The organism is Cellulosimicrobium sp. JZ28 (assembly GCF_015327065.1).
GTDB lineage: Bacteria > Actinomycetota > Actinomycetes > Actinomycetales > Cellulomonadaceae > Cellulosimicrobium > Cellulosimicrobium funkei.
On the sequence record NZ_CP017660.1, the window covers coordinates 4313443 to 4337859 of the forward strand.

Below are 24417 nucleotides of genomic sequence, written 5' to 3' on the forward strand. Positions count from 1 at the left end.
GGGAGGGTCGGAAGCCCTCGGCGCGGCGCGGCGTCGTCGGCGCCGACCGCCCGCTGGTGTGGGCCACAGCGGACGGGTCTAGGGTGACCGGCATGTCAGACGCGACGACGCCGCGAGAGGCCCCACCGTCACCGGGGGAGCAGCCGCGCATCCACGTCACGCTGTCCACGGCGAGCGTCTACCCGCGCAAGGCCCAGTACGCCTTCGAGGCGGCGGCCGACCTCGGGTACGACGGCGTCGAGGTCATGGTGTGGTCCGACGAGACGACGCAGGACGCCGCGGCGCTGCGCCGGCTCTCCGCCGAGCACGACGTGCCGATCCGCAGCATCCACGCACCCACGCTCCTCGTGAGCCAGCGCGTGTGGGGACGGTCGCCGGGCCCCAAGCTGCGGCGCAGCGTCGAGCTGGCTCAGGAGGTCGGGGCGAGCACCGTCGTCGTGCACCCGCCGTTCCGCTGGCAGTACCGGTACGCGCGCGAGTTCGAGGACCTCGTCGGCGAGCTCGACGAGACCGAGGGCGTCACCATCGCGGTCGAGAACATGTACCCGTGGCGCAGCCGCAAGCGCGAGATGCAGGCGTACCTGCCCGGCTGGGACCCGTCCGAGCACGGCTACGAGCACGTCACGCTCGACCTGTCGCACGCCGCCGTCGCGCAGCAGGACGCGCTCGCGCTGCTCGACGTGTTCGACGGCCGCCTCGCGCACGTGCACCTCGCGGACGGGTCGTCGTCCATCACGGACGAGCACCTCGTCCCCGGGCGCGGCGACCAGCCGTGCGACCTCGTCCTCGCCGAGCTCGTGCGCCGCGGCTGGGAGGGGGACGTCGTCGTCGAGATCTCGACGCGGCGCGCCCGCACCGCGGCCGAGCGGCGCGAGGACCTCGCCGCCTCGCTGTTCTTCGCGCGCACCTACCTCACGCCCGGGCCGCACCCCGGGTACTCGCCGCCGCCCGGACCTCCGCACCGCCACGTCGACGCGTGGGGCGAGGCGGAGGCGCGCGACAGCGCCCTCGCGGACGCGGACGAGCCCGGCACCACGAGGACGGGCCCACCCGCCGGCTGACGTAGGCTCGGCGGTCGTGGCTCGAGTCAACGGTCTTCTCGCCGACACGACCCCGCTGCGCATCTCCCCGCCGTTCCGCCGCCTGTGGTGGGGGCTCGGCATCTCCAACCTCGGCTCGCAGCTCACGGTCGTCGCCGTCGGCCTGCAGGTGTACGCGCTCACGGGCTCGTCGCTCGCGGTCGGCGTGCTCGGCCTCTGCGCGCTCGTGCCGCTCGTGGTGCTCGGGCTCTACGGCGGCGCGCTCGTCGACGCGTACGACCGCCGCAAGGTCGCGCTCGCGGCCTCGACGGCGCTGTGGGTGGTCACCGCGCTCATCGCCGTCCAGGCGTGGCTGCACCTGAACTCCGTCGGCGTGCTCTACGCGCTCGTCGCGGCGCAGTCCGCGGCGTTCGCGATCAACAACCCGGCGCGCTCCGCGATCATCCCGCGCCTCGTCGAGCCCCGGCTCCTCCCCGCGGCGAACGCGCTCCAGACGATCGCGTGGAACGTCGCGCTCACCGTCGGCCCGCTGGGCGGTGCGTTCCTCGTCGCGCTGTGGGGCTACCAGGTCGCGTACACGATCGACGCCGTCCTGTTCACGGCCGCGCTCTGGGCCGTGTGGCGGCTCCCCGACATCCCGCCGCTGCCCGCCGGGCCCGGCGCCCCGGCCGCGGTCGCCGCCGCCCCCGCGGGGCGCCGGCGCCGCGTCGTGGGGTGGCGGTCCGTCGTGGACGGCCTGCGGTACCTCGCGACCCAGCCCAACGTCCGCACGACGTTCCTCGTCGACCTCGCCGCGATGGTGCTCGCCTCGCCGCGCGTGCTCCTGCCCGCCGCCGGGGTCGTGTTCCTCGGGGGCGGCGAGGCGACGACGGTCGTCCTCACCGCGGCGTTCGCCGTCGGGGCCGTGCTCGCGGGCGTGTTCTCCGGCGGCCTGTCGCGCGTGCGGTGGCAGGGCCGGGTCATCGTGTGGGCGATCACGGCCTACGGGCTGTCGATCGTGCTGTTCGGCGTCGTGCTCCTCGGCGTGGGCGCGACCACCCCGACGACCGTCCTCGTGGGCGGCGTCGTCGCGGCGAGCGTCGCGCTGGCGCTCGCGGGCGCGTCCGACGCCGTGAGCGCGGTGTTCCGCCAGACGATCCTCCAGACCGCGACGCCCGACGACATGCGCGGCCGCCTCCAGGGCGTGTTCATCGTCGTCGTCGCGGGCGGGCCCCGCCTCGGCGAGCTCGTGCTCGGGGCGCAGGCCACCTGGGTGGGGGAGGCGTGGGCCGCCGTCGCGGGCGGTGTCGCGTGCGTCGTCGTGCTGTGGCTCGTCGTGCGGGCCCAGCGCCGGTTCTGGCGCTACGACGCCCTGCACCCGGAGCCCTGAGCCGCTCCTCGCCGCGTGGGCGGCCCGGCCTAGGCTCGGGGCGTGCCCCCGAAGAAGCCGACGACCGAACCACCCGCGATCGACCCGGTCGTCCTGGACGACCTCCAGCCCGGTGACGCCTACGACCTCGAGGCGGAGGCCGACCTCGAGGGGTTCGAGATCACGGACCTCCGTCTCGACCGGCTCGACCTGCACGGCGCGACCGTGTTCTCCACGCGGCTCGACCAGGTGCGCGCCGACGAGGCCGACCTGGGGGCGGTGACGCTCACGGAGGTCGTGCTGGGGCGCCTCGACGTCCCGGTGGTGCGCGGGACGCGCGGCCGGTGGCGCGAGGTCGAGGTGCGGGGCGCGCGCCTCGGGTCCGCCGAGCTCTACGAGTCGTCGTGGGCCGGGGTGCGGTTCGTCGGCTGCAAGCTCGGGTTCGTCAACCTGCGGGGCGCGTCGCTGCGCGACGTGGTGTTCACCGACTGCACGATCGACGAGCTCGACCTCGTCGCGTCCGACGCGCTGCGCGTCGCGTTCGAGGGCACGCGCGTCCGCCGGCTCGACGTGCAGGGCGCCACGCTCGCCCACGTGGACCTGCGCGGTGCCGAGATCGACGAGCTCGGCGGCATCGAGTCGCTGCGCGGATCGACCATCGACTCGATGCAGCTCGCCCGCCTGGCCGCGACGTTCGCCCACAGCCTCGGCATCACGGTGACGGACCGATGACGCCCCCGCAGGCCGAGGTCCTCGTGGCCGGGCCGGCGTCGTGGAACCTCCTCGTCCAGCTCGACGAGCTGCCCGCTCCCACGCCGCACACCGTGTTCGCGCGGTCGCACCGGCACACGGTCGGCGGCACGTCCGCGGGCAAGGCGCTCAACCTCGCGCGCCTCGGCCGGTCGGTGCTCCTGCGCACGGTGCTCGGGACGGACGACGACGGCGCGCGCGTCCGGTCCGTGCTCGAGGGCGCGGGCGTGCGGGTGCTCGCGGAGCCGTCGCCCGACGGCCGCACCGAGAGCCACCTCAACCTCATGGACGACGACGGCGGCCGTGTCTCGGTCTACCTGCGTGCACCAGGCGAGGTCCCGGCCCAGGGCGAGGCCTGGGACGCCACGGTCGCGGCGCTCGACGCGGCGCGGGCCGTCGTCGTCGACCTCGCGGTGCCCGCGCTCCCGGTGCTCGACCTCGCCGTGGCGCGCGGTCGCGACGTCTGGGTCGACCTGCACGACCACGACGGCGAGTCCGCGTTCCACCGACCCTGGGTCGACGCGGGCACGCACGTGTTCCTCAGCGGGGACCGGCTCGACGACTGGCGCGGCTTCATGGCCGCCCGGGTCGCGGCGGGCGCGCGCCTGGTGGTCTGCACGCACGGCTCGCGCGGCGCGGTCGCGCTCACGCCGGAGGGCGGCTTCGTCGAGGTCCCGGCACAGCCCGTGCCGCACGTCGTCGACACGAACGGCGCCGGCGACGGCTTCTTCGCCGGGTTCCTCGACGCGCACCTGCGCGGGGCAGGCGTCGAGGAGGCGATGCGCGCGGGCGCCCGGCATGCCGCCCTCGTCGTGCAGAGCCCGGACCTCGCCCCGGCCTGACCCCGGCTGACCTGGCCTGCCCGCGGCCCCCGGCCAACCCCCCGCCCACCCGGCGAGCACGGGGTCGGCGACCGGATCGGGCGGGTTCCGGTCGGTGACCCCGTGGTCGACGGGGGCTGGGCGACGGGGGCTGGGCGGCGGGCGCGTGGTCGGCGGTCGGGTGCAGGGGGGGTCAGGCGAGGCCGCAGTCCCGCGCGACGATCGCCGCCTGCATGCGAGTCGCGACGCCGAGCTTCGCGAGCACGCGCGAGACGTGCGTCTTGGCCGTGGCCTCGGTGATGTAGAGGTCGGTCGCGATGCCCTGGTTGGACAGGCCGCGGCCGAGCGCCGCGAGCACGTCGACCTCGCGCGGCGTGAGGTCGGCGAGCCGGGGGTCGGGCCGGTCGTCGACGACGCCCCCGCCGCCCGACGCCGCGGGGTCCCCGGGACCGTCCGTGCCGCCCGGGCGCGATCCCGCGGGGAGCCGGGCGGCGTCGGGAACGGGGTCGCGCGCGAACGCGGCGAGGAGCCGACGGGTGACCTCGGGCGCGAGGACGCCGTCTCCGTCGGCGACGCGACGCACGGCGTCGATCAGCGCGGCGGGCTCGGCGGACTTGAGCAGGAACCCCGCGGCCCCGGCGCGCAGCGCGCCGTCCACGTACTCGTCGAGGTCGAACGTCGTGAGCACGAGGACCTCGGCGAGGCGCTCGCCGGTGATGACGCGCGTCGCCTCGATGCCGTCGACGCCCGGCATCCGCAGGTCCATGAGCACGACGTCGGGCCGCAGCGCCCGGGCGTTCGTGACGGCGGCGGTGCCGTCCGCGGCCTCGCCGACCACCTCGACGTCGGGCGCGGCGTCGAGCAGCAGGCGCAGGCCCGCCCGGATGGCGGCGTGGTCGTCGGCGAGGAGCACCCGGACCGGTCGTCGCGTCATGCGTCCTGCCTCTCGACCGGGAGCCCGGCCACGGGGATCTCGGCGCGCACGGACCACCCGCCCGCGGGCAGCGGGCCGGCGCTGCACGTGCCGCCGAGACCGTCGGCGCGCTCGCGCATCGTGAGCAGGCCGGTGCCGGCGCTCAGCGGCGCCTCGACCGTCCCGGAACCGGGGGCGCCGTCGTCGCGCACCTCCAGCACGACGGCCGCCCCGTGCCGGGAGAGCTCGACGACGACCGGGGCGCCCGGCGCGTGCTTGAGCGCGTTCGTCACGGCCTCCTGCGCGATGCGGAACAGCGCCTGGTCCGCCGCCGCGGGCAGGGGCGACGCCGCGACGCCGTCCGGGTCGCGGAGCGTGACGGTCGTCGTCGCGCGCGCGGCGTCGAGGAGAGTGTCGAGGCCGGCGAGGCGGCCGGGGGCGACGACGGCGTCGGATGCGCCGCCGTCCTCGCGTCGCCCCTCCGTGCGCAGCAGCAGGATCATGGACCGCATCTCGTCGAGCGACGCGACGGCGCTCGCGCGCACCTGCTCGAGCGCGGCGCGGTCCTTCGCGGCGTCGGGCGGGAGGGCGAGCGCGGCGCCGGAGTGGATGGCGATGGTCGACAGGTGCGACGCGATGACGTCGTGCAGGTCGCGCGCCATCGCGGCCCGCTCCGCACGGACGGCCTCGTGCCGGTCGAGCTGCGCGATGCGCTCGAGGTCGCTCGCGCGCTGGCGCTCCAGGTCGGCCGTGCGGGCCGAGGCCTCGGCCTCGCGCGCGGCGAGGTCGGCGCGCTCGCTCGCGACCTCGGCGAGCTCGCTCGTGGTGCGCACGTTGGTGGCCCACCACATCGGCACGAGGAGCAGCGCGCTGAGCTGCAGCCCCATGTAGACGAACTCCCGCACGTCCCGCGTGGCCTCGCCCGCCCCGACGGCGCCCACCGCCACGACCGTCGCCGCGACGCCCCAGAGCCATGCGCGCGCCCGGGGCCGCGACCAGAGGGCCGCGGCGTAGAGCAGGTCCCAGAGGACGAGCATGAGGGCGAGGCTCCCGCCCCACCGCAGGTCGACGGCGGTGACGACGACCCCGCCGAGGAGCGCGAGGATCGGGTGCGCGCGCTTGACGAGGATGAGGAGGCACCCGACGCCGAGCAGCGCGACCCGCCACCAGGCGTGCGGGGGCTCGACGACGAACGACGCGCGGACGATGCCGACGAGCCCGACCTCGAGGAGCACCCACCCGAGGACGAACGTCGTCACGGCGGAGAACAGGTCGTTGCGCCGGTCCTCGATGCGCCACACGCCGCGCAGGGAACCGGCCGCCGCGCGCCAGCGCCCGGTGCGCCCGGGCGCGGCCGCGCGCGCGTCCTGCGTCCCGCCGTCGTGCGTGCTCACGCCTCCATCCCAGCACAGCGCGCCCGGAGACGGATCGGTCGAACGGTGTACGACGCCCGCGTCCGTCCCCGGCACCACGCCCCCTCGCGCCTCCGCGGCCCCGCGACGGGGCGCACGGATCGGTCGTTCGCCGGACGACGCGCCGGTCGCCGGACGGGAGGCTCGGGGGCATGGACCTCCCTCTCGACCTCGACGCCGTCGGCGGTCCGGGCCTCGGCCTGGCCGCCATGGCCGGCGTGCTCGTCGTGCTGGCGCTCATCGACTCCACGAGCTTCGGCACGCTGCTCATCCCCGTGTGGCTCCTGCTCGCGCCCGGGCGGCTGCGTGCGGGGCGCGTGCTCGTGTACCTCGGCACGGTGGCGGGGTTCTACCTCGCCGTCGGGATCGTCGTGCTGCTCGGCGCGGGCGCGTTCCTCGACCGGTTCGGCGACGCGCTCGACACACGAGCCGCCGCGATCGTGCAGCTCCTCCTGGGCATCGCGCTCTTCGCGCTGAGCTTCCGGTTCGACAGCAAGCGCGCGGCGCGCAAGGCCGCGCAGTCCGACGCCGCCCCGTCCGCCGCCGGCCGGCCCGACGCCGTGGGGGCCAGCCCGTGGACCGGTGCCGGTGCCGCGACCGCCGGGCCGGGCGCGCCGTCGGCGACCCCGCGCCCGGGGAGGCTCTCGCGGTGGCGCGAGCGTGCGCTCGGGATCGAGGCGGACGCCGTCGGGACCGGGGTGGTCCGGACGCGCTCGTCGGTGCTGCCGCTCATGGGGCTGGCCCTCGGTGCCGTCGCGATCGAGGTAGGGACGATGCTGCCGTACCTCGCCGCGATCGGGATCGTCACGACGTCCGACGTCGGCTGGCCTGGGAACGCTGCGATCCTCGCCGCGTACTGCGTCGTCATGGTCGCTCCCGCGCTCCTGCTGCTGCTCGGCCGGCTCGTCGCGGCGCGTGCGGTCGACCCGGTGCTGCACCGTCTCGACCGGTGGCTCACGAAGAACGCGACGGACATGACGGGCTGGGTGCTCGGGGCGCTGGGCGTGCTGCTCGCGCTCAACGCGTTCGGGCGCCTCGGCTGGGCCTGACCGGCCCCGGTTATGCCGGCCGGCTCGCCGACCATGCGGCTGTGGCCCGCCCGGAGGTCCGGACGGGCCACGGCCGCATGCTCGGCGGGGTGGGTCAGTGCGACGTGCCGTTGGTCGGCGCGTCGCCCGAGCCCGCGAGCTGCGTGCCCGCGAGGTTGGCGATGAGCTGGTTGATGTCGACGCCGGTGAGCTGCTTGATGACGCCCTGGCCCTCGCCCAGGACGGACGCGACGTTCTTCGTGAGCGCGGACGCGCCGTCGGTCGAGACGACGGTCATGCCCTGGATGTTGCCGATCGGCTCGGCCGCGGCCCGCACGATCTCGGGCAGGCGCTCGATGAGCTCCTGGACGAGCGCCGCCTCGCCGTACTTCTGGAGCGCGTCGGCCTTGGCGTCGGTCGCCGCCGCCTCGGCGCGACCCTCGGCCTCGATCGCCGCGGCGCGGGCCTCACCCTCGGCCCGGATACCGGCCGCGAGGGCGACCTGGCGGTCGCGCTCGGCCTCACCGGCACGACGCACGGCCTGCGCGGACGCCTCGGCGTCCTGGATGGCCGCGGTCTTGTTCGCCTCGGCGATGACGGTGCGCTTGTACGCGTCGGCCTCGGTGGCGGCGTTCGCGGCGTCACGACGCGCGTTGGCCTCCTGGACCTCCGCGTACGCCTTGGCCTCGGCGGGCTTGCGGACCTCGATGTCGAGGCGCTCCTGCGTCACGCGCGCCTGCTCGGCGAGCGCCTCGCGCTCCTGCTGCGCGACGAGGCGGTCCTGCTCGGCGCGCGCGAGCTGGCCCGCGGCCTCGGCCTCGGCGTTGGCGCGGTCGGTGTCGGCCTTGATCGCGGCGCGCTTGAGGTCGAGGGCCTTCTGGCGCTCGGCGATCTGCTCGGCCGCCTCGATGACGGCGAACTCCGACGCGCGCTGGGCCTCGGCCTCGGAGACCTCGGCGACCTGGCGGGCGCGGGCCGACTCGGCGCGGCCGAGGTTCGCGAGGTAGTCCGACCCGGGCGTCGAGATGTCGGAGATGTTGAGCAGGTCGACCTGGAGGCCCTGCTCCGAGAGGTCGGCCTTCGTGGACTCGACGACGCGGTCGGACAGGCCCTTGCGGTCGGAGATGATCTGCTCGATCGTCATGTCGCCGACGATGGAGCGCAGCGAGCCCTCGAGCGACTCCTTGATGATCTCGGTGAGCGTGCCCTGCTGGGAGAGGAAGCGCTGGGCCGCGCGGCGCACGCCCTCCTCGTCGCCCCGCACCTTGAAGTTGATCGACGCCTTGATGGCGATCTTGATGCGGTTCTTGTCCACGCCCTCGACCGTGATGCCGATCTGGCGCTGCTCGAGCGAGATGGAGAAGCCCTGCTGGAGGATCGGCCAGACGAACGTGCGGCCGCCGACGACGACCTTCTGCCCGCTGCCCCCGGCCTCCTTGCGGCCTGCGCCGCGGCCGACGATGACCAGGGCCTCGTTCGGCGGGACGCGGCGGATGCGCTTGCTGATGAAGATGACCACCGCGAAGAACGCGATGACCAGGGCGACGATCGCCAGGGTCGTGATGAGGTTCGTGTCGTCGAACATGGTCCGCGCCGGGGCGCGTCTCCTTCCGTGGGTGCGGGCAGGTCAGGACGTGCGGCAGTCGTGCGGGTGCGCGGCACCCACGGGACGACGCGCGGGGCGTCGTGGTCGGTCCGTCGGACCTCAGTCGTTGGGGTAGTGCCGCTGGACGCGCACGCGGCTCCCGGACTGCTCGAGCACGACGACGCGCGCGCCCTCCGGGATCGGTTCGTCGGACCACGCGAGGCGGCGCTCGAGCTCGTGCGCCGCGTCGAGCGAGACCTCGCCGCGCGCGGGGTCGATCGCGGTGGTCGCGGTGCCCTGGACGCCCACGAGGGACACGGGGACGCCGTCCTCCGACGCGCGCAGGTTCTTGACCAGCAGCTGGACGAGCACCATGACGACGAGCGCCACGACGAGGGACCCGACGTACGCGAGCCACGTCGGCAGGTCGTTGGACGCCACGATCACGCCGACGGCGCCGAACACCACGCCACCGACGCCGAGCGTCGTCCCCGACACCGCGCCGTCACCCAGGTCGACGATCTCGCCGACGAGCAGCGAGAGGAGCAGGAGGGCGAGTCCGGCGATGCCGATGACGATGAACGCGATCATGCGAGGTCCCCTCGGACGGGTGGCCACGGCGCGGGAGTGGCGTGTGGAGTTGTCGTGAACGTACGCACACCTTACCGTGACTCGACCATGCCGTGGGGCGATCAGGAGGTACGTCACATGGGGAGGACTCCCCACGCGGGAGTCTCAGACGCCCAGCTCGTCCAGCATCCGCAGCAGGTTGGCGCGGGCGGTGCCGGCGTACCCCTCGACCCAGTCGCCCTCGTACCCCCGCGGCACCACCTCGACGGCGAGGAGGCACGACAGGTAGGTGCGGTACAGGCGCAGGCGCGTCCACGCGGCGGGGTCACCGCTGCCGGGCGTGCCGTCGCCGAGCCCCAGGTCGCCGCCCTCGGCGGCGTAGCCCGCGAGGAGGTCCGCGTCGACGGGGCCGGACCCGAGCTGGTCGGCCCCCGCGAGCTCGAACAGCGGGTCGCCCCAGAGGGACCGCTCGGCGTCGAGCACGCCGACGATCCGCGGGGCGTCCGGGGCGAGCAGCACGTTCCCCGGCCACAGGTCCGCGTGCACGAGCCGGGGGACCTCGACGCGGGCGAGGACGTCGCGGTGCCGCGCGACGGCGTCACGCACCCGGGCCTCCGGGAGCTCGACCTCCCACGTGCGCGCGTCGTCGAGCACGGCGTCGACCATGCGCGTGAGCGCGTCGGGCCAGGTCGCCGCCGCGAGGCCCGACGCGGGCGCCGGGTAGCCGAACCGGTCGCCCGCGATCCGGTGCAGCCGCGCCATGAACGACCCGAGCCCGCGGCGGACGGCGGCGGACTCCGCCGCGTCGGCCTCGCGCGCGCTCCACAGGGTCCCGTCGAGGAACGTCACGACGAGCGCGTCGCCGTCCACGTGCTCGCGCGTGAGGTCGGCGTGCAGCACCTCCGGGACGGGCAGGCCCGCGGCGTGGGCGGCCCGGTAGGCCGCCGCCTCGGTGCCGGGGATGCCGTGCTCGTAGCGCAGGAGCCGGGACGTGTCGGCGCCCGTGACCTTGACGACGACGCGGCCCGGGACGTCGTCGGGCGTCGCGCCGGGCCGCGGGGCGAGGTCGACCGCGAAGACGCTCGCGAACATCCCGCCGCTCAGCGGCTCGGACCGCAGCGCCTCGCCGAGCGGCGCCACGAGCGCCGCGAGCTGGTCGTCCGTGACCGTCGTCCTGGTGAGCACGCGGCGATGCTACCGGCCGGGGCGGCGGCGCCGGACGCGCGCCCGCGCCGGCCGCCGGCGGCGGGTCAGGACGCCGTGAGCAGGCCCTGGTCCGTCACCGCGTCGAGGCTCAGGGTCCGGTACCCGTGCGTCTCGAAGAGCACCGTCACGCGGTCGTCGCCCTCGTAGCCCATGACGGTCCCCTCGCCGAACTCCGGGTGCCGCACCGTCGTGCCCGTCGACCACGGCGCGGACGCGTCGTCGGCCACCCTCTCCTCCGCGGTGCCGGCCCAGCAGGTGTCGCAGCGCCCGCACGGCTCGGGCAGCTCTTCGCCGAGGTAGGCGAGCAGGAACTGGCGGCGGCACTGCGGGGTCTCGGCGTACGCGCGCATCATCTGCAGGCGCGAGTCGTCGACCCGGCGTCGGGCCTCCGCGAGCTCGTGCGCGACGTCGGCCACCGCACCCGGGCGCGCGTCCTCACCGGCGAGCGCCCGCGCGTCCTCCACGAGCGCGCGCAGGCGTGCGAGACGCCGCGGCAGCCGGGCCCGCCCTCCTGACGACGACGTGCCCGACGCCGGGCCGCCCCGGCCCAGGGCGCGCGCGACCTCGCGGAGGTCGTCGCGGTCGGGCACGCCGACCGCGAAGTAGCGCTGCAGGCCCAGGTCCTCCGGCCGGTAGAACAGCACCGCGACGGCGGGCTCACCGTCGCGGCCCGCGCGGCCGACCTCCTGGTAGTAGGAGTCCGGGGAACCGGGGACGTCCGCGTGCACGACGAACCGCACGTCCGGCTTGTCGATGCCCATGCCGAACGCGGACGTCGCGACGACGACGTCCACCTCGTCGTCGGTGAACCTCCGCTGGGCCTCGTCGCGCTCGGCCCTCCGCAGCCCGCCGTGGTAGGCCGCGGTGCGCAGGCCCGCCTCCGCGAGCGCGTCGGCGACCTCGGTCGTGCGACGCCGCGTGCCCACGTAGACGATCCCGACGCCGTGCTCGGCCTCCGCGCGGACGCGCTCGACGACCGCGCGGTCCTTGTCCGCCGCCTCGACGGTGCGCACGACCTCCAGCGCGATCCCCGGGCGGGCGAACCCGCGGACGATCACCGCGGCGTCGCGCAGGTGCAGGCGCTCGGCGACGTCCTCGCGCACGGGCGGGGACGCCGTCGCGGTGAGCGCGAGCACGGGCGGTCGCGGGTCGAGCGTGTCGAGGCGCTCGCCGACGCGCAGGTACTCGGGCCGGAAGTCGTGCCCCCAGGTCGAGACGCAGTGCGCCTCGTCGACCGCGACGAGGCTGGGCCGGGCCGCGCGGACGGCGTCGAGCACCTCCTCGTTGGCGAGCTGCTCGGGCGAGAGGAAGAGGAACTCCAGCTCGCCCGCGGCGGCGGCCTCGAGCGCGGCGCGGCGCTCGGCTGCGGGCACGGCCGAGCTCACGGCGGCGGCCCGCGCGTCGTCGTCGCCGAGCTCGAGGAGGGAGCGCACCTGGTCCTGCTGGAGTGCGATGAGCGGCGAGACGACGAGCGTCGGCCCGGGCAGCTCGAGGCCGGGGAGCTGGTAGACCGCGGACTTGCCGGCCCCCGTGGGCAGCACGAGCAGGACGTCGCGGCCGTCGAGGAGCGCGGTGATCGCCTCGCGCTGCCCGGGGCGCAGGTCGCGGTAGCCGAAGACCTCCCGGGCGGTGTCGCGGACGTCGGCGAGGGTGGGCTCGTCGGTCACGGGCGGGGCACGTTGCGCAGGTTGGCGCGGGCCATCGAGACGACCTCGCCCATGCCGCCGCCGAGGACCTCCTTGCTCATCGCGACCGCGAACCCGCGGACCTGGCCCGCGGTGATGTTCGGCGGGATCGAGAGCGCCCGGGGGTCGGTGACGACGTCGACGAGCGCCGGGCCGGGCCGGTTCAGCGCCTCCTGGAGCGCGCGGCGCAGATCCTTCGGCTTCTCGACGCGCACCGCCGGGATGCCGATCGCGTTCGCGACCGCGGCGTAGTCCACGGGCGGCGACTCGGTGCCGAACATCGGCAGCCCGTCGACGAGCATCTCGAGGCGCACCATGCCGAGGCTCGCGTTGTCGAACAGGACGACCTTGACCGGCAGGTCGTAGTGCTTGAGCGTCACGAGCTCGCCGAGCAGCATCGAGAGGCCGCCGTCGCCGGCCATGGCGACGACCTGGCGTTCGCGGCCCCCTGCACGCCCGGCGGCCGCGGCGCCGATGGCGTGGGGGAGCGCGTTGGCCATCGAGCCGTGGATGAACGACCCGATGACGCGGCGCTTCCCGTTGGGCGTGATGTACCGCGCGGCCCACACGTTGCACATGCCCGTGTCGACGGTGAACACCGCGTCGTCGGCGGCGACCTGGTCAAGCGTGTCGGCGACGAACTCGGGGTGGATCGGCGTCGTGCGCTCGACCTTCTTCGTGTACGCCCCGACGACGCCGGTCATCGCCTTCTCGTGCTTGGCGACCATCGAGTCGAGGAACTTGCGCGAGCGCGCCTTCTTCACGAGCGGCAGGAGCGCGCGCACCGTCTCGCCGACGTCGCCCACGACGGCGAGGTCCAGGCGTGTGCGCCGGCCGAGGTGGGTCGGGTCGACGTCGACCTGCGCCGTACGGACCGACTCCGGGAGGAACTGGTCGTACGGGAAGTCGGTGCCGAGCAGCACCAGGAGGTCGCAGTCGTGCATGGCGTCGAACGCGGCGCCGTAGCCGAGGAGGCCGGACATGCCGACGTCGAACGGGTTGTCGTACTGGATGAACTCCTTGCCGCGCAGTGAGTGGCCCACGGGCGCGGCGATCTTGTCGGCGAGCGCGATCACGTCGTCGTGCGCGCCGCGCACCCCCGCGCCGGCGAAGATCGTGACCTTCTTCGCGGCGTCGATCGCGTCCGCGAGCTGCTGGACGGCGGTCGCGTCGGGGACGACGCGCGGGGGAGCGGGCCGGCACGCGACGTCGGGCACGGCGGCCGGGGCGTCGAGGTCGGCGACGTCGCCCGGGAGCGTGAGGACGGAGACGCCGCGGGCGCCGTACGCGTGGTGGATCGCGGAGTTGATGACGCGCGGCGCCTGCTCGGCGCTCGAGATCATCTCCGAGTAGACGGAGCACTCGGTGAACAGACGGTCGGGGTGGGTCTCCTGGAAGAACCCGGTGCCGATCTGCTTGCTCGGGATGTGGCTCGCGATGGCGAGCACCGGCACGCGCGACCGGTTGGCGTCGTACAGGCCGTTGATGAGGTGGAGGTTCCCCGGCCCGCACGACCCCGCGCACACCGCGAGGCTGCCCGTGACCTCGGCCTCGGCAGCCGCGGCGAACGCGGCGGCCTCCTCGTGGCGCACGTGGATCCACTCGATCCCCTTGCCTGCGTTCTCGCCCGCGTTGGACCGGTGCACGGCGTCCACCACGGGATTGAGGCTGTCGCCGACGATGCCGTAGATCCGGCGCACCCCCGCCTCGATGAGCTGCGCGACGAGCAGGTCGGCGACCGTGCGGTTGCGCTTGTCCTGCGGGGAGCGACCGATTCCGAACGGCATGACGTACCTCCACGGTGGGCTGGGGTCGTCCTCCATCGTGCGACGGGCCGCCCGGCCGCGCAGCGCGAGCGGGCGTCTCGTGCGTCACCCTCCGCGCGGCCGGGCCCGCGGTCGTTCCCGGCCGCGGGCCCGGTCCGGTGCCTCGGGCCGACGCCTCAGACCGCGGGCTCGGCGTGTGCCGCGAACGGCGTCCGGCGGTGTGCGACGGCCGCCGCCGCGTCGGCCTGCGCGAGCTCCCCGTGGATCCCCGCGCCGGCCATGACCCCGGCCGCCGCCGACGCGCCGACCTGCGCCATGAGGTCGCTGGAGTTGCCCGCGGCCCACACGCCCGGCACGGCGGTCGCGCCGCGCGGGTCGGCGGGCACGAACCGGCCCGCCGGGTGGTCTTCCAGGGTCCCGCCGAGCTGCTCGAACAGCTCGCCGCGCGCGACGAACCGCGGCCCGACGACGACCGCGTCCACGGGGAACGACGTCCCGTCGGCGAGCACGACCGCCCGCACCGACCGGCCGTCGACGTCGAGCCGCGCGACCTCCCCCTCGACCACGCGCACGCCGAGCGCCGAGAGCTGCTCCCACGTGGCGTCGTCGGGCTCGGGGGCGGTGTGCTGGAACAGCGTGACGTGCGGGGTGAGCTGGCGGAACAGCAGCACCTGGTGCGCCGCCGCGGGCCCGGTCGCGAGCACCGCGATCCGCTGCCCGCGGACCTCCCACCCGTGGCAGAACGGGCAGTGCAGCACGCTCGACCCCCAGCCCTGGCGGACCCCGGGGACGTCGGGCAGCTCGTCGACGAGGCCGGTCGCGAGCAGCACGCGGCGCGCGCGGACCGTCCCGCCGTCGTCGAGCGTGAGCGTGAAGCCGGACCCGGCGTCGCCGTCGGCGCGGGCGACGCGCGCGTCGCGGACCTCGGCGCCGTAGCCCTCGGCCTCGGCGCGGCCGGTGGCCAGCAGCTCGCGCGGCGGCACTCCCTCGCGCCCGAGCAGGTTGTGCGCGCCCTCCGCGGGCGCGTTGCGGGGCTCGCCGGCGTCGAGCACGACGACGGACCGCAGCGACCGCGCGAGCGTGACCGCCGCGCTCAGCCCGGCGGGCCCGCCGCCGACGATCGCGACGTCGTAGGGGGCGTTCTTCTCGGTGGGGGTGTCCATGACTCTCCTCGGCAGGGGACGGGGGTCCACCGCTGAGTGCGTGAAACAGTCGCGGGGATCGGCCCGGACGGCGACTGTTCGATGCACTCAGCGGGGGCGGCGGGCGGCCCAGACGACGCGGCCGCCCCGGGCGCGGACGGTGTGGTCGGTGGTGCCGGGCGCGGTCGCGGCGAGCACGGCGTCGAGCGCGGCGAGGTCGGCGGGCTCCAGCTGGTCCGCCAGGTGCTCGCGCTGGCGCAGCGCGGTGGCGTGCGCCCAGCGGGACGTGTCCGGCCCCGGCGGCACGACGGCGCTTGGCTCGCGCCGGTCCACCACCTCCAGCCCGGCGTCGGTCAGGTACGGGGTCCAGTCGGGGTAGCGGTTCCAGCCGGCGTGCGCCATGGCGCTCTCGAGGTGCGCGGCGAGGTCGGTGTGGTCCGCGCCGTCGGGCAGGACGGGCGACGTCGCGGTCATCTCGACGACGACGAGCAGGCCGCCCGGGGCGAGCGCGTCGCGGGCGTCGTGCAGGACGCGCACCGGGTCGGTGACGTGGTGCAGCGAGGCCGACGCCCACACGACGTCCGCGACGCCGACGGGCGGCCACCCGGCGTCGAGGTCGGCCTCGACGGTGCGCACGCGGTCCGCGAGACCGGTCCCGGCGAGCCGGGCGCGCAGGCGGTCGAGCATCGCGGCGTCCGCGTCGACGGCGGCGACCTCGGCCTCCGGGAACGCCCGCGCGAGCGCCCGGGTGCCGGTGCCGGTCCCCGCGCCGAGGTCGACGACGGCGCACGTCGGGGCCGGGGCGTGCCCGACGGCGACCGCCACGGCCTCGTCGAGGAGATGCCCGAAGACGAGCGCGTCGAGCTCGAGCAGCTCGGCCAGCCCGGCGCCGTCGTGCGGGCCGTGGGCGTGGGTGTGGCCGTGCCCGGGCGCGTCGCCGGGGGTGTGACCGTGCTCAGCGGGGTGCCCGGGGGCGTGACCGGCGCGCTGCGGGGAGCCCGAGCCCGTGGCGGCGGCGTCGGGGGTGGGCGCGGAGCGCCCGGGGGCGGGGAGGTCCATGGCTCCACCGTAGGACGGCCGTGCGCGCTGAGCATAGGATTTTGCTCATGACGCAAGAACCGGACCTCGACGCCGTCGTGCGGCAGCGCATCCGCGGGCTGCGGCTCGCGCGCGGCTGGACGCTCGACGCGCTCGCCGCGCGCTGCTTCCTCAGCCCGTCCACGCTCAGCCGGATCGAGACCGGGAACCGGCGCATCGCGCTCGACCAGCTCGTGCCGATCGCCCGCGCGCTCGGCACGACCCTCGACCAGCTCGTCGAGCCCGTCGACGACGAGGACGTCGTGATCCGGCCCGAGCCGCAGCGCCGCCCGGGGGAGACCACGTGGCTGCTGTCGCGCGAGCGGACCGGGACGATGGTCGCGAAGATGCGCCTGACGCCCGAGCGCGCCGTCGGGCCGGAGCACCAGCGCGTCCACCCGGGGCACGAGTGGTTCACCGTGCTGTCCGGGACGGCCGTCGTCTACCTCGCGGACCGCCGGATCCTCGTCCACGAGGGCCAGGCGGCGGAGTTCTCGACGATGGTGCCGCACTCGTTCGGCGCGCACGACGGCCCGGTCGAGATCCTCACGATCTTCGACCAGGAGGGCGAGCGGGCCCACCTCTCGGGCGCCGACCCGGCCTGAGCGTCGCGCCGGCCGTGGCCGGACCGATACCCGGTCGATGCTCCCCCGGCGCGATCCGGCGCCCCCGTCAGTGGGCCGGCGTGCCGTCCGCGACGTCCTCGCGGTCGGCGCTGCGTCGCAGGGACCGCAGGGCCACGAGCACCAGCACGACGGCGAGCGCGGCCGCCGCGACGACGACCTCGAACCCGGCGTGCGCGCCGCCCGCGTCGATGCGCGACCCGGCGACGGACGACCCGATCGACACCCCGACGCCGAGCGATGTCCCGACCCATGCGAGGCCCTCGGTGAGCTGGGTCGGGGCCACGAGGTTCTGCACGAGGTTGTTGCCGTTGATGAGCGTCGGCGCGATGGCGAACCCGGTGACGAACATGACCGCCGCGAGGACGGGGATCGACGTGACGAAGAAGAACAGCGAGACGCCCGCGGCGAGCGCGACGATCCCGATGACGAACCGGCGCCACAGCGGGGACACCCAGTGGCGGGCGCCGTAGACGAGGCCGGAGATGAGCGATCCCAGGGCGAACACGGCGAGGATGACGCCGGCGGCGCCCTTCTGGCCCTCCTCCTCGGCGAACGCGATGGTCGAGACGTCGGTCGCGCCGAACACGATGCCCATCGCCACGAAGATCACGGCGAGCACGACCATCCCCGTCGACCGCATGGCCGAGCGCTGCTTGACGCCGGCCTCGGGCACGACCACGGGCGGCTCGGTCGCGCGCTGGGACAGGAACCACAGCCCGCCCACGACCGCCGCGACCAGGGGGACGATCAGGCCGGCCGACGGCGACACGCTCGTCGCGAGCACGGTCGCGAGCACGGGCCCGACGACGAACACGAGCTCGTCGAGCGCGGACTCGAGCGAGTACGCGGTGTGCAGGCGCCGCGCGTCGGGCACGACGTGCGTCCAGCGCGCGCGGACCATCGAGCCGTACGACCCCTGCGTCGCGCCGGAGACGGCGGCGAACACGTAGAGCGTCCACTCGGGCGCGCGGAGCACGGCGCACAGGATGAGCCCGCCGAGCCCGAGCGTCGCGGCGGCGAGCAGCGGCAGCATGACGACGCGCTGCCCCGTGCGGTCCACGAGGCGCGCGATCTGCGGCGACACGACCGCCTGCGCCACGACGAGCGCGGCCGCGACGCGTCCCGCGAGCGCGTACTCGCCGTAGATGCCCTGGATCATGAGGATCGTGCCGATGCCGACCATCGACATCGGCAGGCGCGCGACGAGCGCCGCGGCGGAGAACCGCCACGCGCCGGGCAGCGTGAGCACGGCGCGGTAGGGGTTGCGGGAGGCCCGGACGGGGGCCTCGGGCGCGGTGCCCGACGTCGTCCCCTCGGTCGTCAGGTCGTCCCGCCGGTGCTCGGGGTTCTCGGGGTCGTCAGCGCGCGACGGGGAATCCTGGACCACCGTCCCAGTGTCGCACCCGGAAGCCGTCCGGCCGGTAGCGAATTCGCGTCGCGACGCCCGACGTGACGGCCGTCTCAGGCGTCGCGCCGCGGTTGTCCGGGGGCGCCGGGCCGACGACGATGGCGGCATGACCGACAGCCCCGCACCCCGCACGCCCACCGTCACCGTCACCGACGAGGGCGACCGCTTCGAGGCCCGCACCGACGACGGTGTCGTCGCCGGCTTCGCCGCCTACGTGCGGGAGCCGGGCGCGGTGATCTTCACGCACACCGAGGTCGACCCCGCGTTCGAGGGGCGCGGGGTCGGGTCCGCGCTCGCCGCGGGCGCGCTCGACAGCGTGCGGGAGTCGGGCGAGCGCGTCGTCGCGCTGTGCCCCTTCATCCGCGCGTACGTCGAGCGGTACCCGGAGTACGAGGACCTGACCCGGCGCTGAGCGCACGAGAGCCCCGGTCCGTCGGGACCGGGGCTCTCGCGGCAGGCGCGGGCGGCGTCAGGAGATCGTGCCGCTGCCCTCGCCCTCGATGCGCTCGTCGTGCAGGAGCTCGCCCTCCGCGTCCACGGGCGTGATCACGGCGTCGAACGTGATCGGCGAGCCGGGCTGGTAGCGGAAGTTCGTGGCGTACGAGTACGACTGGCCCGTCGCGAACGGGTACACCGACGGCTCGCGGTACGCCTGGTTGTGCATCGCGTCGTCGTGCACGCCCTGCGCCTCGTACAGCGCGTCGTCGACGATCGTGTCCATGCCCTGCATGTACGGCCAGTCGTCGTAGCGCTCGTCGATGCTCACGAGGCTCGAGCCGAGGTCGATCGGGTCGCCCTCGTTCGTGATGACGTAGTTGATGAAGACGATGTCGTCGCCCGCGGCGATGAGCGGCTGGTTGGTGTCGGGGTCGACGAACAGGCCGTCCTTCGAGGCCTGGGTGACGCCCACCTGGTAGACGTCGACGCGCACGTCGCCGACGTTGAACGTCGAGATCTGCTCGCCCGGCGTCGCGACGGGGTTGGCCCAGTCGGGGAGCTCGCCGTCCGAGCCGGTCTCCGCCGCCGCGTCGTCGGTCTCCTCGGCGTCCTCGGCGGGGGCGGACTCCTCCGTCGTCGTCTCCTCGGGGGCCGACGTCTTCGGGGCGTCCCCGCCGTCGACGGCGACGGTGCACGCGGTGAGGCCGAGCGCGAGCGCGGCGGCGACGGTCAGGCGGGCGGCGGTACGGGCGGGACGCATGAGTGCTCCGGTGGTTCGGGGAGGGGTTCCGCACGGACCTTACCCACAGACGGGTCGCGGGCTCGATGGGGAGCGGTGCCCATGGGGCCCCGGACCGGGACCTTCGCCTGTTGCGCTGCCCCGGCGGCGCGGGGACCCTTCCCCTATGCCTCGGCACGCTCTCCCCCCGCTCCGCCCTGCACCCCCCCGGACCGGCCGGCCCCTCCCGCACGCCCCGAGGACGCCGGTGACCGCGCTGCGCGTCGAGCGCGCGGACGTGGTCGTGGTCGGGGCGGCGCCGCCGGGCTGAGCGCCGCGCTCGCCGTCGCCGAGGCGGCAGCCCGTGACGACGGTCGCGCCCCCGTGGTCGCGCTCGTGTCGAAGGTGTACCCGATGCGCTCGCACACGGTCGCCGCCGAGGGCGGCGCGGCGGGCGTCGTGGGTGACGACGACTCGCTCGAGCAGCACGTCGCCGACACCCTCGCGGGCGGCGCCGGGCTGTGCGAGGAGGACGCCGTCCGATTCGTCGTGGAGCGCGCGGCCGGCGAGCTCTACCGGCTCGAGCGGTGGGGGCTGCCGTGGTCGCGCACCGACGCCGGCGACGTGGCCGTCCGCCGGTTCGGCGGCATGAGCCGCGCGCGCACCTGGTTCGCCGCCGACAAGACCGGCTTCCACCTCCTGCACACCCTGTTCCAGACGTCGCTGCGGCACTCCGGCCCCGACGGTCCCGTCCGCCGGTACGACGAGCACCACGTGCTCGACCTCCTGGTCGACGACCCGGGCGGGCCGGACGCGCGGGTGCGCGGCGTCGTCGTGCACGACCAGCACCGCGGCGAGCCGCTGCTCCTGGAGGCGCCCGCCGTGGTCCTCGCGACGGGTGGCTCGGCGCGCGCGTGGGGGACCAGCACGAACGCGGGCATCTGCACGGGCGACGGCACGGCGATGGCGCTGCGGGCGGGCGTGCCGCTGCGCGACATGGAGTTCCTCCAGTTCCACCCGACCGGTCTCCCGGGCAGCGGCATCCTCCTCACCGAGGCCGCGCGCGGCGAGGGCGGGGTGCTGCTCGACGCCGACGGCCGCCGCTACCTCGCCGACTACGGCCTCGGCCCCGAGTCGCCCGTCGGGGCGCCCGTGCCGCGCACCATGGAGCTCGGGCCGCGCGACCGCCTGTCGCAGGCGTTCTGGCACGCCGACCGCGACGGCCGCACGATCCCCACGCCCGACGGCGGCGTCGTCCTGCTCGACCTGCGGCACCTCGGCAAGGAGCGGCTCGCCGAGCGGCTGCCGCTCGTGACGGGCCTGGCCAAGCAGTTCGCGGGCGTCGACCCGGCGGCCGAGCCCGTCCCCGTCCGCCCGACGGCGCACTACACGATGGGCGGCATCCGCACCGACGCGCGCGGCACGACCGGCGTCGCGGGGCTGTTCGCCGCGGGGGAGTGCGCCTCCACCGGCCTGCACGGCGCCAACCGGCTCGGGTCGAACTCGCTCGTCGAGACGCTCGTCGTCGGGCGCGCGGCGGGCGAGGCGGCGCTCGCGTGGTCGCGGGAGGTCGGTCCGCCCGGGGCCGACGGCGGGCCCTCGGCCGTCCGGACGGGTCCCGCGGTCGTGGACCGGGCCGCCGAGATCGCCGACGGCTACCTCGCGATGCGCGGCCGGGGGACCGAGCCGCCCGCCGCGATCCGGGCCGAGCTCGGGCGCGTCCTCGACGCCGACGCCGGGATCTACCGCGACGCCGACGGCCTGCGGCGGGCGCTCGCGGCCGTCGAGGACCTGCGGGCTCGGTACGACGACGTGCGCGTCGCCGACACGAGCGCCGTGCTCAACACCGACTGGGCGACGACCGTCGAGCTCGGCGCGACGCTGCTCGTCGCGCACGCGACCGTCGCCGCTGCCCTCGCGCGCGAGGAGTCGCGCGGCGCCCACCAGCGACTGGACTTCCCGGTACCGGACCCGATAGCGCGCCACTCCGAGGTCCGCCTGGGCGCGGGCGGCACGATCGAGGTGGCGCACGTCCCGGTGGGCGCCGGGAGCCCCGCCGAGCACGGGGTTGCTGTCGGGAAGAGCTCGGAGACGACGACAACGTCGTTCTCGGCGGAGAAGGGAGAGGGCGCGTGAGCGAGCAGACGGTGCGGCTGGAGGTCGCGCGCACGTCGCCCGACGGCGCGAGCACCGGCGGGCGGGACGTGTTCGACGTGCCCTACGACGACCGCACGTCCGTGCTCGACGCGCTCCAGTGGGTCAAGGACCACGCCGACCCCACGCTGACGTTCCGGTGGTCGTGCAAGATGGCGGTCTGCGGGAGCTGCGGCGTCATGGTCAACGGCCGCCCGGTGCTCGGGTGCGAGACGTTCGTGCGCGGCTACCGCACGTCCGGCCTCGTCGTCGAGCCGCTCGCGCACGCCGAGGTGCTCCGCGACCTCGTCGTCGACACCGACACGTTCCTCGGCAAGCTCGCCACCGTGCAGCCCTGGCTCGTGCCCGACGGCGCCACGCGCCTCCCGCTCGTCGACTCGCCCTCGGCCGGGGTCGGGGCGGGGGCCGAGGCAGGGGCCGGCGTCGGGCGCGGGGTGGGCGAGGCCGTCGACGGCTCGCGGCTCCCGGACGGCGGCGACGTGCTGCGGGCGGTCGGGCCGGCGTCGGGCCACCGGCAGACGCCGGGCGAGCTCGCCGCCTTCAAGGGCTTCGCCGAGTGCATCGACTGCATGCTCTGCTACGCGGCGTGCCCGCAGCTCGACGTCGCGCCCGACTTCCTCGGCCCGGCCGTCGTCGCGACGGCGCGCCGCTGGGACGAGGACTCGCGCGACGCGGGCGAGCTCGACCGCGCCGACGTCCTCGACACCGAGTTCGGCGCCTGGCCGTGCATCCAGATCGGTGCGTGCACGCAGGTCTGCCCGAAGGGCGTCGACCCGGCCCGCGCGCTCCGCGACGCCCAGCGGGTCGCGACGGACACGTGGGACGCCCGCGAGCGCCGTCGGACGACGTAGCCCCTCTCGCGAGGGAGATCCCCGGTCCCGCGAGGTAGAGGCGTGGTCCCGCGAGGTAGAGCCCCGGTTTCGCGAGGTAGAGGCGTGGTCGTGACCACGCCTCTACCTCGGCGGGGTCGTCAGCTCCCGAGGGCGGCGGAGACGACGTCCTTCGCCTCGGCCTGGACCTGGGTCAGGTGCTCGGCGGAGACGAACGACTCGGCGTAGATCTTGTAGACGTTCTCCGTGCCCGACGGCCGGGCCGCGAACCACGCGTTCTCGGTCGTCACCTTGAGCCCGCCGATCGGGGCGTCGTTCCCCGGGGCGTTCGTGAGCTTCGCGGTGATCGGCTCGCCCGCGAGCTCGGTCGCGGTGACCTGCTCGGGCGAGAGCTTGCCGAGCGTCGCCTTCTCCTCGAGCGTCGCGGGCGCGTCGACGCGCGCGTACCAGGACTCGCCGTAGCGCTCGACGAGGTCGCGGTGGTGCTCGGACGGCGTGCGGCCCGTCGTCGCGATGATCTCCGACGCGAGCAGCGCGAGGAGCAGGCCGTCCTTGTCCGTGGACCAGACGCGGCCGTCCTTGCGCAGGAACGACGCCCCCGCGGACTCCTCGCCGCCGAACCCGACCGAGCCGTCGAGCAGGCCGGGCACGAACCACTTGAACCCGACGGGGACCTCGACGAGCCGACGGCTGAGCCCGCCCGCGACGCGGTCGATGAGCGCGGACGACACGAGCGTCTTGCCGATGGCGGCGTCGTCGCGCCAGCCCTCGCGCGCGCCGCCGTAGAGGTACTGGATCGCGACGGCCAGGTAGTGGTTGGGGTTCATGAGCCCGGCGTCGGGCGTGACGATCCCGTGGCGGTCGGAGTCGGCGTCGTTCCCGGTGGCGACGTCGAACGGCGCGCCGCCCTCGGCGTTCCCGGACTCCCCGGTCATGCCCGCGACGAGGGACGCCATCGCGTACGGCGAGGAGCAGTCCATGCGGATCTTGCCGTCCCAGTCGAGGGTCATGAACGCCCAGCGGGGGTCGACCTGCGGGTTGACGACCGTGAGGTCGAGCCCGTACCGCTCGCCGATCTCGCCCCAGTACTCGACCGACGCGCCACCCAGCGGGTCGGCGCCGATCCGCACGCCGGAGTCGCGGATCGCGTCGAGGTCGAGGACGTTCGCCAGGTCGTCGACGTACGTGGTGAGGAAGTCGTGCTTGTGCACGTGCTCGGACGTGAGCGCCTGGGTCAGCGGCACGCGCGGCACGCTGCCGACGCCGGTGCGCAGGATCTCGTTCGCGCGGTCCGCGATCCAGCCGGTCGCCTCGGACCCGGCGGGGCCGCCGTGCGGCGGGTTGTACTTGAAGCCGCCGTCGCGCGGGGGGTTGTGCGACGGCGTGACGACGATCCCGTCGGCGAGGCCGGGGCCGGTGGTGCGGACGCCGTCGACCGTCGTCGCCTCGTTGTGCAGGAGGATCGACTGCGAGACGGCGGGGGTCGGGGTGAACGAGTCGCGCGCGTCGACGTACGTCTGGACGCCCGCCGCGACGAGGACCTCGAGCGCGGTCTGCCACGCCGGGAGCGACAGCGCGTGCGTGTCGCGCCCGATGAACAGCGGCCCGTCGGTGCCCTGCGAGCGCCGGTACTCGACGATCGCGGCCGTGATCGCGATGATGTGCGCCTCGTTGAACGCGTGGTCCAGGCTCGACCCCCGGTGGCCCGACGTGCCGAACACGACCTTCTGGGCGGGGTCGTCGACGTCGGGCGCGAGGTCGTAGTAGGCGCCGACCACGGCGTCGACGTCGATGAGGTCGCTGGGCTGGGCGGGCGTGCCGGCGCGGGGATCCATGGGTCGATCCTGCCAGGGGTGGCGCCCGCACGTCAGCCGGGACGGACGTCGTGCCGCGGGACCTT

Annotated in this window: 21 protein-coding genes; 9 read left to right on the forward strand and 12 right to left on the reverse strand. The window is 75.4% G+C overall.

Going from position 1 to position 24417, the window contains the following annotated elements; all coding sequences use genetic code 11:
• The first annotated feature begins 92 nt into the window (after positions 1–92).
• The 4 genes from BJP59_RS19315 to BJP59_RS19330 are packed head-to-tail and all read left to right on the forward strand — an operon-like array spanning position 93 to position 3980.
• Positions 93–1061 carry a sugar phosphate isomerase/epimerase family protein gene (locus BJP59_RS19315; RefSeq protein WP_194521790.1) on the forward strand — a complete coding sequence of 323 codons (969 nt, stop codon included), beginning with the start codon at positions 93–95 and terminating at the stop codon, positions 1059–1061.
• A gap of 16 nt (positions 1062–1077) precedes the next feature.
• A complete protein-coding gene (locus tag BJP59_RS19320) occupies positions 1078–2409 on the forward strand; it encodes an MFS transporter (RefSeq protein ID WP_194521791.1) in 1332 nt (443 codons plus the stop codon).
• A 42-nt stretch (positions 2410–2451) separates the two neighbouring features.
• Positions 2452–3120, forward strand: a complete 669-nt coding sequence (locus tag BJP59_RS19325; RefSeq protein WP_086149365.1) for a pentapeptide repeat-containing protein — start codon at positions 2452–2454, stop codon at positions 3118–3120.
• Entirely contained in the window at positions 3117–3980 is an 864-nt protein-coding gene (locus tag BJP59_RS19330; protein WP_194521792.1) for a carbohydrate kinase family protein, read from the forward strand. The genes BJP59_RS19325 and BJP59_RS19330 overlap by 4 nt, the downstream gene beginning before the upstream one ends.
• Positions 3981–4152: 172 nt before the next feature.
• Here the strand turns inward: BJP59_RS19330 and BJP59_RS19335 are convergent, their stop codons facing one another.
• A complete protein-coding gene (locus tag BJP59_RS19335; RefSeq protein ID WP_194521793.1) occupies positions 4153–4893 on the reverse strand; it encodes a response regulator in 741 nt (246 codons plus the stop codon).
• On the reverse strand, positions 4890–6266 hold the full coding sequence (locus BJP59_RS19340) for a sensor histidine kinase (RefSeq protein ID WP_194521794.1): 1377 nt from the start codon (positions 6264–6266) through the stop codon (positions 4890–4892). The genes BJP59_RS19335 and BJP59_RS19340 overlap by 4 nt, the downstream gene beginning before the upstream one ends.
• Before the next feature lie 170 nt (positions 6267–6436).
• Here BJP59_RS19340 and BJP59_RS19345 point away from each other — a divergent pair, with 170 nt between their 5' ends.
• Complete coding sequence (locus tag BJP59_RS19345; RefSeq protein WP_194521795.1) at positions 6437–7333, forward strand: GAP family protein; 897 nt, start codon at positions 6437–6439, stop codon at positions 7331–7333.
• Positions 7334–7427: 94 nt separating this feature from the next.
• On the opposite strand, the gene BJP59_RS19350 is transcribed toward BJP59_RS19345, so the two are convergent.
• From BJP59_RS19350 to BJP59_RS19380, 7 genes are all read right to left on the reverse strand, one after another.
• On the reverse strand, positions 7428–8897 hold the full coding sequence (locus tag BJP59_RS19350; protein WP_034652746.1) for a flotillin family protein: 1470 nt from the start codon (positions 8895–8897) through the stop codon (positions 7428–7430).
• 120 nt (positions 8898–9017) lie between these two features.
• The gene (locus tag BJP59_RS19355) at positions 9018–9488 is read right to left on the reverse strand and encodes an NfeD family protein (RefSeq protein ID WP_021482495.1); all 471 of its coding nucleotides are present in this window, start codon (positions 9486–9488) and stop codon (positions 9018–9020) included.
• A gap of 144 nt (positions 9489–9632) precedes the next feature.
• Entirely contained in the window at positions 9633–10652 is a 1020-nt protein-coding gene (locus BJP59_RS19360; RefSeq protein ID WP_086149360.1) for a phosphotransferase family protein, read from the reverse strand.
• Between the two features lie 65 nt (positions 10653–10717).
• Positions 10718–12340, reverse strand: a complete 1623-nt coding sequence (locus BJP59_RS19365) for a RecQ family ATP-dependent DNA helicase (RefSeq protein ID WP_194521796.1) — start codon at positions 12338–12340, stop codon at positions 10718–10720.
• Positions 12337–14145 (reverse strand): pyruvate dehydrogenase, encoded by a 1809-nt coding sequence (locus BJP59_RS19370; RefSeq protein WP_051028717.1) that lies wholly within the window; start codon positions 14143–14145, stop codon positions 12337–12339. The genes BJP59_RS19365 and BJP59_RS19370 overlap by 4 nt, the downstream gene beginning before the upstream one ends.
• Before the next feature lie 155 nt (positions 14146–14300).
• Positions 14301–15287 carry an NAD(P)/FAD-dependent oxidoreductase gene (locus BJP59_RS19375; RefSeq protein ID WP_194521797.1) on the reverse strand — a complete coding sequence of 329 codons (987 nt, stop codon included), beginning with the start codon at positions 15285–15287 and terminating at the stop codon, positions 14301–14303.
• Positions 15288–15374: 87 nt separating this feature from the next.
• Positions 15375–16325, reverse strand: a complete 951-nt coding sequence (locus BJP59_RS19380) for a class I SAM-dependent methyltransferase (RefSeq protein ID WP_194521798.1) — start codon at positions 16323–16325, stop codon at positions 15375–15377.
• A gap of 47 nt (positions 16326–16372) precedes the next feature.
• On the opposite strand from BJP59_RS19380, the gene BJP59_RS19385 reads away from it, so the two are divergent.
• Positions 16373–16948 (forward strand): helix-turn-helix domain-containing protein, encoded by a 576-nt coding sequence (locus tag BJP59_RS19385; RefSeq protein WP_194521799.1) that lies wholly within the window; start codon positions 16373–16375, stop codon positions 16946–16948.
• Positions 16949–17015: 67 nt separating this feature from the next.
• On the opposite strand, the gene BJP59_RS19390 is transcribed toward BJP59_RS19385, so the two are convergent.
• Positions 17016–18218 carry an MFS transporter gene (locus tag BJP59_RS19390; protein ID WP_228485465.1) on the reverse strand — a complete coding sequence of 401 codons (1203 nt, stop codon included), beginning with the start codon at positions 18216–18218 and terminating at the stop codon, positions 17016–17018.
• A 265-nt stretch (positions 18219–18483) separates the two neighbouring features.
• Here BJP59_RS19390 and BJP59_RS19395 point away from each other — a divergent pair, with 265 nt between their 5' ends.
• Entirely contained in the window at positions 18484–18789 is a 306-nt protein-coding gene (locus BJP59_RS19395) for a GNAT family N-acetyltransferase (protein WP_194521801.1), read from the forward strand.
• Between the two features lie 57 nt (positions 18790–18846).
• Here the strand turns inward: BJP59_RS19395 and BJP59_RS19400 are convergent, their stop codons facing one another.
• Complete coding sequence (locus BJP59_RS19400; protein ID WP_194521802.1) at positions 18847–19575, reverse strand: hypothetical protein; 729 nt, start codon at positions 19573–19575, stop codon at positions 18847–18849.
• An 81-nt stretch (positions 19576–19656) separates the two neighbouring features.
• Here BJP59_RS19400 and BJP59_RS19405 point away from each other — a divergent pair, with 81 nt between their 5' ends.
• Positions 19657–21669 (forward strand): FAD-binding protein, encoded by a 2013-nt coding sequence (locus tag BJP59_RS19405; RefSeq protein WP_194521803.1) that lies wholly within the window; start codon positions 19657–19659, stop codon positions 21667–21669.
• Positions 21666–22538, forward strand: a complete 873-nt coding sequence (locus tag BJP59_RS19410) for a 2Fe-2S iron-sulfur cluster-binding protein (protein ID WP_194521804.1) — start codon at positions 21666–21668, stop codon at positions 22536–22538. Before BJP59_RS19405 ends, BJP59_RS19410 begins: the two co-directional genes overlap by 4 nt.
• A gap of 119 nt (positions 22539–22657) precedes the next feature.
• On the opposite strand, the gene pgm is transcribed toward BJP59_RS19410, so the two are convergent.
• Positions 22658–24352: a phosphoglucomutase (alpha-D-glucose-1,6-bisphosphate-dependent) gene (gene pgm / locus BJP59_RS19415; protein WP_194521805.1), complete on the reverse strand. Its 1695-nt coding sequence runs from the start codon at positions 24350–24352 to the stop codon at positions 22658–22660.
• Positions 24353–24417: the final 65 nt, after the last annotated feature.